The sequence below is a fragment of the Microvirga sp. KLBC 81 genome, from assembly GCF_003075415.1.
Taxonomy (GTDB): domain Bacteria; phylum Pseudomonadota; class Alphaproteobacteria; order Rhizobiales; family Beijerinckiaceae; genus Microvirga.
Genome location: NZ_QDAH01000046.1, coordinates 1 through 12,341, shown reverse-complemented (window position 1 = coordinate 12,341; position 12,341 = coordinate 1). Strand labels below are relative to the sequence as shown.

At 60.3% G+C, this 12,341-nt stretch carries 12 protein-coding genes and 4 pseudogenes; 8 read left to right on the top strand and 8 right to left on the bottom strand.

Features of this window, described 5'->3' with window-relative positions:
- Nucleotides 1-13: 13 nt before the first annotated feature.
- The gene (locus DC522_RS22480; protein WP_116530859.1) at nt 14-214 is read left to right on the top strand and encodes a hypothetical protein; all 201 of its coding nucleotides are present in this window, start codon (nt 14-16) and stop codon (nt 212-214) included.
- Nucleotides 211-1,602 (top strand): amidase, encoded by a 1,392-nt coding sequence (locus tag DC522_RS22475; RefSeq protein WP_116530858.1) that lies wholly within the window; start codon nt 211-213, stop codon nt 1,600-1,602. Before DC522_RS22480 ends, DC522_RS22475 begins: the two co-directional genes overlap by 4 nt.
- On the opposite strand, the pseudogene DC522_RS22470 reads toward DC522_RS22475, so the two are convergent.
- Both DC522_RS22470 and DC522_RS34345 read right to left on the bottom strand, forming a co-directional pair.
- A pseudogene (locus DC522_RS22470) lies at nt 1,598-1,693 on the bottom strand (IS6 family transposase); the annotation flags it as partial. The gene DC522_RS22475 and the pseudogene DC522_RS22470 overlap by 5 nt on opposite strands.
- Before the next feature lie 146 nt (nt 1,694-1,839).
- Nucleotides 1,840-2,202: a hypothetical protein gene (locus DC522_RS34345; RefSeq protein WP_133239342.1), complete on the bottom strand. Its 363-nt coding sequence runs from the start codon at nt 2,200-2,202 to the stop codon at nt 1,840-1,842.
- A gap of 232 nt (nt 2,203-2,434) precedes the next feature.
- On the opposite strand from DC522_RS34345, the pseudogene DC522_RS22460 reads away from it, so the two are divergent.
- Nucleotides 2,435-3,211, top strand: a pseudogene (locus DC522_RS22460) (IS630 transposase-related protein).
- 24 nt (nt 3,212-3,235) lie between these two features.
- Here the strand turns inward: DC522_RS22460 and DC522_RS22455 are convergent.
- From DC522_RS22455 to ilvA, 3 genes and pseudogenes are all read right to left on the bottom strand, one after another.
- On the bottom strand, nt 3,236-3,943 hold the full coding sequence (locus DC522_RS22455) for a hypothetical protein (RefSeq protein ID WP_116530856.1): 708 nt from the start codon (nt 3,941-3,943) through the stop codon (nt 3,236-3,238).
- Between the two features lie 205 nt (nt 3,944-4,148).
- Nucleotides 4,149-4,630: pseudogene (locus DC522_RS22450) on the bottom strand (DUF2938 family protein).
- Nucleotides 4,627-6,195 (bottom strand): annotated as a pseudogene (gene ilvA, locus DC522_RS22445) (threonine ammonia-lyase, biosynthetic); the annotation flags it as partial. The pseudogenes DC522_RS22450 and ilvA, both read right to left, overlap by 4 nt.
- 247 nt (nt 6,196-6,442) lie before the next feature.
- Here ilvA and DC522_RS22440 point away from each other — a divergent pair.
- From DC522_RS22440 to DC522_RS22430, 3 genes are all read left to right on the top strand, one after another.
- The gene (locus DC522_RS22440) at nt 6,443-6,598 is read left to right on the top strand and encodes a DUF1127 domain-containing protein (protein WP_116530854.1); all 156 of its coding nucleotides are present in this window, start codon (nt 6,443-6,445) and stop codon (nt 6,596-6,598) included.
- 113 nt (nt 6,599-6,711) lie between these two features.
- On the top strand, nt 6,712-7,029 hold the full coding sequence (locus tag DC522_RS22435) for a hypothetical protein (protein WP_116530853.1): 318 nt from the start codon (nt 6,712-6,714) through the stop codon (nt 7,027-7,029).
- A gap of 342 nt (nt 7,030-7,371) precedes the next feature.
- On the top strand, nt 7,372-8,310 hold the full coding sequence (locus DC522_RS22430; RefSeq protein WP_116530852.1) for a nucleoside hydrolase: 939 nt from the start codon (nt 7,372-7,374) through the stop codon (nt 8,308-8,310).
- Nucleotides 8,311-9,134: 824 nt separating this feature from the next.
- Here the strand turns inward: DC522_RS22430 and DC522_RS22425 are convergent.
- Together DC522_RS22425 and DC522_RS22420 are read right to left on the bottom strand one after the other, a co-directional pair.
- The gene (locus DC522_RS22425; RefSeq protein ID WP_116530851.1) at nt 9,135-10,289 is read right to left on the bottom strand and encodes a sensor histidine kinase; all 1,155 of its coding nucleotides are present in this window, start codon (nt 10,287-10,289) and stop codon (nt 9,135-9,137) included.
- Between the two features lie 83 nt (nt 10,290-10,372).
- The gene (locus DC522_RS22420) at nt 10,373-10,750 is read right to left on the bottom strand and encodes a response regulator (protein ID WP_116530850.1); all 378 of its coding nucleotides are present in this window, start codon (nt 10,748-10,750) and stop codon (nt 10,373-10,375) included.
- A 370-nt stretch (nt 10,751-11,120) separates the two neighbouring features.
- Between DC522_RS22420 and DC522_RS22415 the strand changes: the two genes are divergently transcribed.
- Together DC522_RS22415 and DC522_RS22410 are read left to right on the top strand one after the other, a co-directional pair.
- Complete coding sequence (locus DC522_RS22415; RefSeq protein ID WP_116530849.1) at nt 11,121-11,393, top strand: hypothetical protein; 273 nt, start codon at nt 11,121-11,123, stop codon at nt 11,391-11,393.
- Nucleotides 11,394-11,479: 86 nt separating this feature from the next.
- Nucleotides 11,480-11,683, top strand: coding sequence for a hypothetical protein (locus DC522_RS22410; RefSeq protein ID WP_116530848.1), 204 nt, complete (start codon nt 11,480-11,482; stop codon nt 11,681-11,683).
- Nucleotides 11,684-11,696: 13 nt separating this feature from the next.
- On the opposite strand, the gene DC522_RS36160 is transcribed toward DC522_RS22410, so the two are convergent.
- Nucleotides 11,697-12,020: an antibiotic biosynthesis monooxygenase gene (locus DC522_RS36160; RefSeq protein WP_116530847.1), complete on the bottom strand. Its 324-nt coding sequence runs from the start codon at nt 12,018-12,020 to the stop codon at nt 11,697-11,699.
- Between the last annotated feature and the right edge of the window lie 321 nt (nt 12,021-12,341).

Below are 12,341 nucleotides of genomic sequence, written 5' to 3'. Positions count from 1 at the left end.
CTGTAGTTCTATCATGAACCAAGATTTGTCTTCAGACGAAACCGTCAAGGTGATGGCGCAGCTGGCCGGCCTGCAGAAAGCGCTGGAAGAATTTCCTGCTGACGTGGCGCTCGCGGTTCAAGATGCCGCACACCTCGTGGCGCAGTTTACGGATCTAATGATGAATCCTGACGTGGAACCGTGGCCCCCGATGCGAGTGCGAGACAGCCGATGAAACAGCCCTACTGGCTTTCTGCCACCGAGATATCCGACGCCTTTCGTGCGCGCCGTCTTTCGCCGGTCGAACTGCTGCAATCGCTGCTTCAGCGTATCGAAGCTGTCGACTCCAAGATCAATGCGTTCACATGTCTTGATGTGGAAATGGCCATGGCTCAGGCTCGTTTCGCCGAGCAGGAAATGAGCCATGGCCGGTCGCGCGGCCCGCTGCACGGCCTGCCGATTGCGATTAAGGACATTATCGATGTGGCTGGACTGCCAACGACTTGCCATTCCAAAATCCTGCTTGAGAACACTCCAGCTGCTGATGCTTACGTCGTAAAAAGGTTGAGGCAGTGTGGGATGGTGATCTTAGGCAAGCTGGCGACCTGGGAATTCGCATTTGGGGGACCGTCTTTCGATCTGCCCTTTCCGCCAGCTCGCAGTCCCTGGAACCTAGATCATCAGCCCGGCGGCTCCTCATCCGGATCGGGGGCAGGGCTTGCGGCGGGGCTGTTTCCTCTGGCGCTCGGCACTGATACCGGTGGTTCAGTCCGTCATCCATCGGCAGCATGCGGCGTTGTCGGACTAAAGCCAACGTACGGCTTGGTGTCTCGACAAGGGGTTTTCCCCCTGTCGTTCACGCTCGACAGCGTCGGACCAATGGCGCGCAACGTTGCTGACGTCGCAATGCTGCTCGGGGCCATAGTTGGCCACGATCCAGCCGATCCCTCCAGTGTTGCCGCGCCCAGAACGTGCTTCGACAACGATCTCGAACGTGGCATCAACGGAGTCCGAGTAGGCTTCGTGCGGAATTTTCATGAGACAGATCTGGAGGCCGACCCTGAAGTGACCGCTGCCCTTGATGACGCTGCCGGGGTATTGCGAAATCTAGGCGCTGACGTTCGCGACGTACAATTGCCGAGCCTCAAGGAGTTCGCAGCCGTAAACAGGGTTATTCTTCACAGTGAGGCATGGTCTATTCATTCCAAGTGGCTGAAAGAGCGACCAGGCGATTATGGACAGGCCGCCCGCCGAAGACTCATGGTGGGCGCCTTCATCTCTGCAGGTCACTATGTCGCTGCTCAGCGTCGCCGAAACCAGCTCATATCCGCGGTCGATGATGTATTTCGAGACGTCGACGTACTGCTGGCAGCAAATGCGCTGGATCCTGCTGCAGCATTCCCAACCCAGCCCCAAGAGGCTCCGGCCAATGTACGGCAGGCGCGGACGCCTTTTAACGTGACGGGACACCCGGCGATTTCCGTTATGTCTGGCCTCTCGAAAAGCTCTTTACCTTTATCGATGCAGTTGATTGGGCGTGCCTTTGATGAGGCATTGTTACTGAGAGTGGCGGCCGCTTATGAGCGGGCAACGAATTGGTCTTCACTGAAGCCGGCAATATGATTTCGTCGAGCACGTAGACTTCCTGACCGACGGCCCGCCAGAGCCAGTGTCTCTTGCCCGCAATGCTGATCAGGACCTCATCCAGGCGCCATTTGGGCTCTGTCGCAAATCGTGGCTAAAGTTGGAGAAACGGAGCCAAGCGTTGCTCCGCGACATGCCGTCTTCAGGCCTGGGTAGACACATGGCCGAGCAGGCCTGGCTTACCGTGCCGCGATGGGAAGAACGAACAGATAGCCGTCAAGCGGCACGCAGAGTAATGGATTCACGACATCCCCGCTGGTCGTCCAATTCGCATCGTTCCACATTACCCTTCAGCCGGCGGTGAAATCGCATGTGGGCCTCGGTGAGGAGGCGCTGCTTCCTGGCAGGAGGCTGGGAGCCCACGTGACTGTCGCGCACGAACCTTTCGGCAGCGGCATAAAGATCGTCAGCGGCGACCTCAAGTCCTGGATCGCGTTCGAGCATGCTGATCGTCTCGACGAGAAGCGCTGTCAAATCACGCAGGTGAATTGCTCCACCCCCCCTCTCGATACCGGACAAGACACGCTCAATCGTGCTGAGTTTATCGTTCATTTCTGCGGCGGAGATTACGGATGTCATAAGCGCTCGTCAGTGGGAGGACCAAGCCATAGACCGATCATCGGTCCCATGATGAGGATCTTCCAGCATGGTTAACCGCACGTTAACAGGACAGCACTTGGATCGCCGCAACAGATCCAGAGTGAATTGTGAGCCGGTTTGTCTGTGCCTAGAGCCTCGGATGGAAACGCGGATTCAAAGGCTTCCCTCCGGGCCGGAGGTGTGATGCCCTTCTGAGGCCAGGAGGTGGATCATGACCCAGAGCTACTCTCTCGATCTGCGGGTGCGCGTGGTGGCGGTTGTGGAAGCCGGCCACTCCTGCCGGGCGGCGGCACGCCATTTTGGGGCCAGCGACAGCTGGGCCATCAAACTGCTGCAGCGCCAGTCCGGTTCGCCGGCTCCGGTCCGCCAGGGCCGCCCGCCTGGAGGCAGGAAGCTGGCCTCCTATGAGGCATTTCTGCTACATGCGGGGAGGCCCAGCCCGCCATCACCATGCCCGAACTCGCGGTGCGGCTGCTCGAGGAGCAGGGGAGCATCGCCGCCCCGGCGGCTCTCTCACGTCTGCTGTGCCGACACGGCTTCACGTATAAAAAAACACCAGATGGCCGCGGAATGCGTACGCGCCGACGTGCGGGATGAGCGCCGGGTCTGGAGAGGCCGGCGTCAGGCCCGCATGCGCGAGCAGCCGCACCGGCTGATCTTCCTCGAGGAGACGTACGTCAACACCAAGATGACGCGCCTGCGCGGGCGCTCTCGCAAAGGCCAGCGGCTCCGCATGAGCGCGCCCTGGACGATCGATGGCCCGATCACCCGCTCGGCCTTTGCCCCCTACATCGAGACGCAGCTGGCGCCCACCCTGGGCCAAGGCGACGTGGTGATCCTCGACAACCTGGCGGTCCATAAGAGCGAGAAAGCCGCGCAAGCCCGCACCTTTGACGCGCTCTGGCGCACCCTCGGCGACATCTGCAACCTGTTCCAGCCGCAGGAATGCTGGAACGACCTCAAGGCCGCAGGATATGCGTCCGTGTAAGCGTCCGAGGATCTAGTAGGGCCGCTAGTTCAGCAGAGCCCGTTCCATCTCCCGCATCATGGCTGCCTGAACGTCATCGAGATTGGCCTGATGCAGCTGGCGGCTCCCATCAGGACGCAAACCGCCCGATAACGGCTGGGGCGCCGCAAGGCCAGCCTGTCTGGGAGCGGGCTGGCTAATCGGGGCGCGTTGCGGAGGCCGCACGTCAGCGAACCTGTTCTCCAAAGAGTCGAGCAGGTTGCCCAAAGCTGCGTCGGAGGGCTCAGCCACCCTTGTGCCAGGCATCCCATTCACGGCCAATGCCGGGTAGCTGTAGCGGCGATCGGAAGTGACCTCAGGGCCGAACCACGGCAGCGGGTAAAAATCCCGCGCCTCGGCCTCGCTCTCAAACTCGGTCGTCACCAGATGCAAAGGGTTGGGCCTGATGAACTGGTCGACAAAAACGTCCCTGCTGCCGACGGAAAGCCTGGTGCGGACGTAGTCGATCTCGCCGGCTGTCACGTCGAGCAAAGCCTCCGCGTGCGATTGGGGCACCTCAGTGCGTTCTTCGGAAAAGCCGTTCTGGTGGCGATATCTGAGGATGAGAACGCTCTTGCGGTCATCCAGGAGCACGTAGGAGATCCGGCCATCCCGTTCCGGGAAATAGCCTTCGATCCGCCTCGTGCCGCCGCGCTCCCTCAGGATGAGACGGGCAAAGGACGGGGCAAGCAGAAAGCGGCGGGTCGTTGTCATAGGATGATGGCGATCGAGGGAGCACGGGAGCCTGCTCCGGCTTTCGTACAAACGAAGCGAACGCACAAGCAAGACAGAATGCCGCAATTGCTTAATGTCAGCGCTTGTCCAAGGGCCGCCGAACCTCGCCGTGCTGGGCAGCCGTTGATGTATTCGACCTTGATTGGCATCCTGCCTTCACGGATATGTCACGGTATTTCTCATTCTATCGGATGAGGAAGGCGCTTCCGTAGAGACCAAGGCCGAAGACAATGTGACCGAGGATGTTCAGCGCCCTAACTTGGCTGGCATTCGATCGCTTGGCGGCTGCGATGCCGGCTCCCAGCCCGGGTTGTAGCAAAAACCAGCCTGCGCCGACGGTGACGAGCCCCACGAACAGGGCAGGCGTCAACGTCGGCTGCGCGTCCCAGCCGGATGGCGCGACGGCAAGGAGAATGCCGGCGAAAACGATGCCGACGACGTAGTGCCCGATCCACCCCCGGCGGCCAACTCGAACGGGAGAGCGCGGGCCTTGGCGATGTCCTCATGAAATATCTTGCCGCCTGCGAGGTGGCAGAACCAGCGTCCCACGAGCGCCCAATTGGCCATGGGAAACCCAAAGATCCGGTTCAGCAGCAGCGTCCATAGGTCGAGAAGGGCGGTTGCTCCGATACCGATCAGAATGGAGTGATACAGGAAGTCTGTCACGAGGAGATCCTTGAGGATTGGCCGTTGTTTTCCACCGCACCAGTGCTCAGGAAGCGCCGATAGGCCGGATTGTCGGTCTCGTCCCAATAGGGATAACCGAGCTCATCCAAGCTGCGCTTCAGCTGCGGCTGCTCTTCAACCGGAACCTGGATGCCGGCGAGCACCCGCCCGTAATCGGCACCATGGTTGCGGTAATGGAATAGTGAGATGTTCCAGTTGCCGGACAGCCCATTGAGGAATTTCAGCAGGGCACCGGGTCGCTCCGGAAACTGGAACCGGAAGATCAGCTCGTCCTCAAGCCCAGGGGACGGTCCGCCCACCATGTAGCGCACGTGCAGCTTGGCCATTTCATTGTCGCTCATGTCGAGCACGGGATAGCCGTGCTCCCGCAGCATCGCGATGATCTGATGTTTTTCCTGATCACCTTCGGAGAGTTGGACGCCGACGAAGATCTGCGCCGCCCGAGGATCCGAGTAGCGATAGTTGAATTCAGTGATCGAGCGCTTGCCCAAAAGCTGGATGAACCGACGATAGCTGCCCGGCTGCTCCGGGATGGTGACGGCCAGCAAGACCTCCCGATGCTCGCCGATCTCCGCCCGTTCGGCAATATGGCGGAGCCGGTCGAAGTTCATGTTGGCGCCACTGTTGATGGCAATCAGCCCATGTAGCCGCACCCCTTCCCGTTCCACATACTTCTTCAATCCTGCAAGACTGACGGCTCCGGAGGGCTCGGCAATCGCCCGCGTGTCCTCGAAGATGTCCTTGACCGCCGCGCAGATCTCGTCCGTGCTGACGGTGATCACCTCATCAAGCAGCTCGCGGCAGAGACGGAAGGTCTCCTCGCCCGCCTGCCTCACCGCGACCCCATCGGCGAAGAGGCCGACCTGGTTCAGGATGACCCTGTCCCCTGCCGCAAGAGCCGCCGCCATGCTGGCGGCGTCCTCCGGTTCGACCCCGATCACCTTCACGTCCGGCCGCAGGAACTTGGTATAGACCACAACTCCTGCGGCAAGCCCGCCGCCGCCGATCGGTACGAACACCGCCTCGAGCGGATCGGGATGCTGGCGCAGGATCTCCATGCCGACCGTGCCCTGGCCGGCGATGACGTCAGGATCATCATAAGGGTGAATGAAGGTCAGGCCCTTTTCGGCCTCGAGCTGCCGGGCATGGGTGTAGGCCTCGTCGAAGCTCTCGCCATGGAGCACCACCCGGCCGCCCTGCCCTCTGACCGCCTGGACCTTGATGGTCGGCGTGGTGCGCGGCATCACGATAGTCGCCTTGGCGCCCAGCCTCTGGGCCGCCAGGGCGACACCCTGGGCGTGATTGCCGGCCGAGGCACAGATCACGCCTCGTTCAAGAGCATCCTGCGGCAGACCTGCCATCTTGTTGTAGGCGCCGCGCAGCTTGAACGAGAACACCGGTTGCAGATCCTCGCGCTTGAGGCGGACTGGGCTGCCGAGCCGCTGCGACAGACGCGGCATGGGATCGAGCGGGCTTTCGATGGCCACGTCATAGACCCGGGCCGCCAGGATCTTTCGGATATAGTCCTGCACGTCTGATACGCTCCTGTGATTGGAAGCCGTCTTGCGCCTTTTCCATCAGGTGAGCAGGCCAGCACAAGAGCATCTACCACTCGTCAAGGGACCAGATCACAAGATAACGGCACACAATCTGGCAAGTAGGCATGCCACTGAAGCATAACTGCCCTCAGGAATCCCCGCTCCTCAGGGCGCCCGTGCGTCCTTATATGCCGCATCGCAACAAGAGCAACGATCGCTGGTCAGGGTGACCAGCCAACTGCTGGGGCTTTCCATGTTCGTCACTTACCTCCTGTCCAAGATGCGCGCCTACAAGCTCTACCGTGAAACCGTGCGGGAGCTGGCGCAGCTCTCCGACCGTGAGCTGGCCGATCTGGGCATCGCCCGTTTCGATATCGCCCGTGTCGCCCGTCAGGCTGCTTTCGCGTAAGCCGCCACGGTTCTCGCTCCAAGACGCGCCCGCCATAGGGCGGGCGTTCGCTTGTCGAGCCTCACCCTGCCGATATTGGATGAACACCTCAGCGTCTTCTCGGGAAGCCAGCAATGCCACCAGTCAAGAAGAAACCATCGCGCTCCCGTTCCAGCCTCCGCTTTGAACCGCCGACGCTCGATGAGGCGATCTTCGCCGCGCAGGGCTTGGCCAATGATGTTGAAGGGCAAACGGAAATCGCCGCCATGTTGATGGGCCTGCCGGAAACCGAGGTCAAGGCCGCAGTTCTGAAAGCTGCCGCACCAGCAGCCTGTACCCCAAGCCGGCTGTCGACCTCACCTCGTCCAGCCTCTGGACGACAGGTCGTGGTCGAGCGGCGGGGCCCCCGTGCTATGATGCGGCGAGGCATGGATCACGCCCCTCACAACTAAACCTTCCGGCCGATGAGCCAGTGCAGGTTGCTGAAGAAAGTATCTTCGGCAACCCAAGCAGAGAAGAACGAATGACCCTGCCGTTTCTCTAAGCAAATCGGTTGCTTGACAGCGGCTACCATCGATCAACGTCTAGACAGTTTCCAGGATCTTCGACTTTTCGGGCCGGAACAGCGCATTCATGACCGCACCGGCCATCGGAAATTCTAGACTGCTGCCTTCCAAGATCGCGTGAGAAGACGCATTTCCCTGACGCTGATACTGGTTTATCGCCAACGCGGTATTCCGCACACGCTTGTGCAATGACGCAAGCCTCGCACAGCGTAACCCAAACGTGGATCAATGAAGAAGCAGATCATTATCGACACAGATCCAGGCCCGGATGACGGGGTGGCAATCCTGACTGCTCTGGGCTCTCCCCTGATCGAGGTGCTCGGGATCTGTGCAGTCGCCGGCAATGTCCCCCTCCCCTACACCATCCGGAACGTTTGCAAGATCCTGGAGCTTGCAGAGCGTCAGGAGGTCAGAGCCTTCGCCGGGGCCGAGGCTCCCCTGACCCGCCCCCTCTTCACGGCTGAGTATGTCCACGGCAAAACCGGGTTTGACGGATATGATCTCCCGGAGCCGACGATGCCGGTCCAGCCTCAGCACGCGGCAGACTTCATCGTTGAGGAGGTCATGAGCCGTCCGCCAAGGACGGTGACGATCTGTGCCCTGGGACCACTGACGAACATGGCTCTTGCCCTCGAACGGGATGAGCGCATTGCCGGACGGATCGAGCAGATTGTCTGGATGGGCGGCGCTTTGTCGGAAGGCGGTAATGTCATGCCTGCGGCCGAGTTCAACTGCTACGTTGACCCGGAGGCCGCCGCCCGCGTGTTGAGTTCTGGCGCCCCAGTCGTGATGATGCCGCTGGATGTCACCCACAAAGCTCATGTGACGGCTGATCGGATCCAACGCTTTCGCAGCATCGGAAACAAGGTCGGTCCTATCTTTGCAGAACTCCTCACTTACGCGAAGCAGTTCGATTGGGAGAAGTACGGAGCTGACCGAGCCCCGATGCACGATCCCACGACGGTTGTCTGGCTCCTGCGACCTGAGCTGTTCTCAGGCCGCCAGGTGAATGTCGAAATCGAGACAGTCTCGCCCCTGACAACCGGGATGACCATAATTGATTGGTGGGGCGTCACCGACCGGCGAAAGAACGCCTACGTGGTTCGCGATATCGATGCTGAAGGATTCTACGACGTCATCTTTGAGAGCTTCCGTCGCTTCCCCTGACGATTGCAACTTCACCTGGGCCGTATCATCGGAGATGGAAAGAGCGGCACTATGAGTCGAGTTGCATTCCTCTCCCGCCACGTGCTGACGCGTCCGATCGTACGCTCGTTTGACAGGGTTCAGAAAAAAAGCCGGGCCAAAGGCCCGGCATGAAGTGAGGTCCGACAAATAGAAGTCAAAACCTTCCAGAGGGAACGGCCGACACGGCAGCGCCGGGAGGAAGAAAAGCGGTGCCGCGTTGAAATCAGCCAATGCCCATATTGGCTGCATTCGACTTATTTGCAATGCAACATGCCTCATGAAAGGGCTGCGCTGAATGCATGCTATCAAGCATTCTAACTAAGGCTCTCGAAACCCAATCGAGGCACTTACGCCTCACTCCAAGCCTCAAGATGATGTTCATTTTGCGGACTATTGGCGGATTAGGTCACAGGACACATGATACCAATCTACAACAGTTTGCGAGTGCAGTTCGAAACTAACCCCGCTTCTCGTTCGCCTGCCGTGCTGCCGCTGAGCTGAGGTGGATGCCCGGGTTGAAAAGCCTTGGTGCACGTTGCTGCGGCATGGATTGCGACCCTCTTGCGTCTATGAAGCTTCTAATCACACTCACAGTGGAGTGGCAGTCTCAGTTTCGACTCGCATTGGGCAAAATGACTGTGAGAATTACGGACTGTATCGCAAATCTGGCCTAGAGCCGCAAAGGTGGAACGAAATCTGGCAGGCGTTCATGCGGCGAGCAAGTCGAATTGCTCCGCAAATGGCGGCTGAAGATTGCGGGGCGCCATCCAGACATGACAACGCCATCATGGCAGCTGGGCCAGCTAATAAGCCGGGACCAGCCGCTGTTCGATCAGAGGCGCATTCATACAAAAGCGCAGGCCCGCCCTGTCATGGTGGACTTCGACTGTGGCATTGCACTGCATCGGCAGAACCCGCTGGAGGAGCATCGAGCCAAAGCCCTGATGCTGCGGTTCGGTCACCGGAGGCCCGCCTTGCTCTCGCCACTCCAGATGGAGTTCCCTGCCTCCCTCAACCTTGTTCACGCTCCACCGGAGCTGGACATAGCCTGTCGGAACCGAGAGAGCGCCGTACCGGACTGCATTCGTGGTCAGTTCGTGGAGTGCCATGCCGACCGGCACCGCCAGATCAGCCGCCAACTCGACCGGTGGACCGATCAGCATGAAGCGAGGCACTCGACTTTCGGCAAATGGCTTGAGTTCGTTAAGAGCGATCTCCCGCAGAGACGCAGTCTGCCAATAGTCCTCCGTCAGCAGGTTGTGGGTCTTTGCCAAAGCGGCGATGCGGTTTGAGACCGAGCGGTAGAATTGCTCGAAGCTGTCGGTGGACCGGCCTGTGGAACCGACGAGCCCCTGGACCATGGCCAGCGTGTTCTTGACCCGGTGGTGAAGCTCACGCACGAGCAGGGCCTGCCGTTGCTCGATCTGCCGAGCGGCCTGCAGCCGCTCATCCCGCTCGGCAATCTCCCGACGCAGCTCCAGTTGCGACATCACCTGTCGCGCGAGCATCGTCAGACTGGAAGCCTGCTCCTCTGTGAGGTCACGGGGCACATGATCGAGCACACACAAAGCACCCAAGGGCATCCCATCGGGCGTTCGCAGCACCGCCCCGGCATAGAAGCGCAGGCGCGGCTCCCCGGCCACCAACGGGTTATGGTCAAAGCGCGAATCCCCGGTCAGGTCCGGAACCACGGTCAGCCCAGGCTGAAGCATGGCGCTGAGGCAGATCGAGCGGTCGAGCGGCGTCTCGCGCACCCCGAGCCCCACCTCGGCCTTGAACCATTGTCTGTGCTCGTCGATGAGGCTGATGAGAGCAACGGGCGTTTGACAAGCACGGGCGGCAAGCTGCACCAGATCATCGAACGCAGGCTCGGGGGGCGTGTCGAGAACCCGGTAGCTGCGCAGGGCTGCGAGCCGGTCATGCTCTGTCCAGGAAGGGAGCCGTTGATCGTTCAACACGAGCCCGTTATCACAGGAACCACACGTGTGAACGTGCAGGTTGTGCTCGGGTTCAACCTAAAGCGGCCTTGTCCCAAAGCAATTCAGGGGCAGCCTGGCAGAAGCTGCTGGCACGCTTCGACCAGTACCGCAGGCGGGACTGGCTTCTCGATCCAGGTGATGTGCTGAAATTCAGAGAGAAGCTGCCGATCCTCGTGGTGGCCTGAATAGATCAGGAACGGCACCTCACGGCGGCTAAGCTCCAGAGCGATCTCGCGGCAGGGACCGTCCTTCAGAGCCGCATCCAGAACGGCCGTGTCGGGCGTTGCGGTCCGGAGCCATTCCAGGGCAGCGGCACAGGTCGTGAAGGGACCAGCCACGTCATAGCCCGCATCCTGCAACTCGTCCTGGAGGTTGAGCGCGATCAGGGCTTCGTCCTCCGAGACGAGGACAAGCGGTCTGCTGCTGGCCTGCTTGGTCATCCAATAAGTCTTCGCCGATCCGGTTTGAATCTAGCCTGAACGGGCAAGCTTGGCGATAACTTGTGTTAACTCAGCCGCCCTCCCCCAGATCTCCCGCCGATGATGTGGAAGCTCAGGATCATCAGAGGTAGAAAGCTGTGAAGGAGTAGAGGGAACTCCTATCCTACACCTTTGTTGGCCTGACACCCCCTCCTTCGAGGACAGAGTTGATGATCTGCCAATACTGCCATCAGGACGTGAAGGACCCCTGCCATGACATGCAGGAGATGCGCCAGCGAGCTATGAGCCACATGGAGCGCTGCGAGAAGGCTCTCCAAGACGGCATGAGCAGCAGAATCAATCCCAGCGACGGCCAGAGCGCGGGGAGCATATGAGCTTGAAAACCGGCGCGCTCCTGCCCGGTGTCGCGATGTTGCTCGAACTAACCAAAGAGCAATTAAGGGTCCTGAGACGTGCTCTTGAGGCGAGAGCGCGCGACATGCACATGCGCTTGGGAAGCGAACCCGGCGATGAGGGATTTCGGCGCGAGGCGATGCTCGCCACACAGCTTCTCCGGCAAGTAGAAGCCCTGGAAAGACGTGCTGATCGCCGGGTCTGGGACATGGGCGGTGTGGAGTCCCTGCCTGAAGAAGATGAGACTTGACCGGCGCAAGCCAGGCGACTGTCCTTCAAGACCGTTCCGCAAGTCCCACACGGCTGCATAGGCAAGATTGGGAGGCTGAGTTCGACATGGCGAAGAACCCCTGGTTGAGCCTCTGGCTCAGCGCTGCAAACACCTGGGCCGGTGCGGCCCGTGGCTTCTGGGCGGCGGAGCTGCACCGTCAGCAGAAAGCGATGGTGAACGAGATGACCCGACCGGCAGCGCGCCCGACTCGTAAATCCCCGTCCGCGAAGAAGGCATCATCTAAGGCGCGGAAGAAGTCCAAAGGCTAACTGGGTCGCCCGATCAGGCGCTCTGCCCCTCTCGCACCTCGTAGTGGCGCGAGCGATGATCGTAGCGGGTCAGGAGAGCGCGAGCGGCATCGGGGACATACGCAGCCTCGTAATCCTCGCCCGCAAAGCTCTTCACCGCATCAAGCGTGGCGAACCACATGATTGTCATGAACTCGACCTCCCCGGCAGGCTCGAACGGACGGCGAAATAGCTCGATCCGCTCGAAGCCCACAATCTGCTTGGCAAGGATGCCAGGAAAGACCTCGGCCCGGAGCAGCGTTTCATAGGCATCTGCATTTTGAGTTGTGGTCCAGCCATGCCAGATGCGCGCGATCATTCTTGGCAACTCCCCCTCTTGTCTTCAAAGCGAGGCTGACCTGACACCTAACCGAGCTTGGCATTCACAGAGGCCCTGAGGTCAGGGACCTTTAACTCTAATCCTGTTTGCACCTCCAGGAAATGCTGACGGGATTTCCGTTCGACGATAGTCGCAGGTTGTCCTGTAGCCGCCAAGCTCAGAGGATCGGCGCTGGGCGCTTATGGGCACCGCGTGCGGCCTACAGATGCTGCTCCGCACAGGCTGTGGTATGCTCTGATGGTGGTCGGTTTACTGCATCACGTCTTCTAAGCGCCGGAGGTTCGGTCATGGCCCACCGCG

Bases quoted from the DNA above. Each gene is read 5' to 3' on its own strand.
- DC522_RS22420 (WP_116530850.1), bottom strand. From the start codon at position 10,750: ATGACCAAGCAGGCCAGCAGCAGACCGCTTGTCCTCGTCTCGGAGGAC.
- DC522_RS34345 (WP_133239342.1), bottom strand. From the start codon at position 2,202: ATGACATCCGTAATCTCCGCCGCAGAAATGAACGATAAACTCAGCACG.
- DC522_RS22435 (WP_116530853.1), top strand. From the start codon at position 6,712: ATGCCACCAGTCAAGAAGAAACCATCGCGCTCCCGTTCCAGCCTCCGC.
- DC522_RS22475 (WP_116530858.1), top strand. From the start codon at position 211: ATGAAACAGCCCTACTGGCTTTCTGCCACCGAGATATCCGACGCCTTT.
- DC522_RS22430 (WP_116530852.1), top strand. From the start codon at position 7,372: ATGAAGAAGCAGATCATTATCGACACAGATCCAGGCCCGGATGACGGG.
- DC522_RS22410 (WP_116530848.1), top strand. From the start codon at position 11,480: ATGGCGAAGAACCCCTGGTTGAGCCTCTGGCTCAGCGCTGCAAACACC.
- DC522_RS22440 (WP_116530854.1), top strand. From the start codon at position 6,443: ATGTTCGTCACTTACCTCCTGTCCAAGATGCGCGCCTACAAGCTCTAC.
- DC522_RS22455 (WP_116530856.1), bottom strand. From the start codon at position 3,943: ATGACAACGACCCGCCGCTTTCTGCTTGCCCCGTCCTTTGCCCGTCTC.
- DC522_RS22480 (WP_116530859.1), top strand. From the start codon at position 14: ATGAACCAAGATTTGTCTTCAGACGAAACCGTCAAGGTGATGGCGCAG.
- DC522_RS36160 (WP_116530847.1), bottom strand. From the start codon at position 12,020: ATGATCGCGCGCATCTGGCATGGCTGGACCACAACTCAAAATGCAGAT.
- DC522_RS22415 (WP_116530849.1), top strand. From the start codon at position 11,121: ATGAGCTTGAAAACCGGCGCGCTCCTGCCCGGTGTCGCGATGTTGCTC.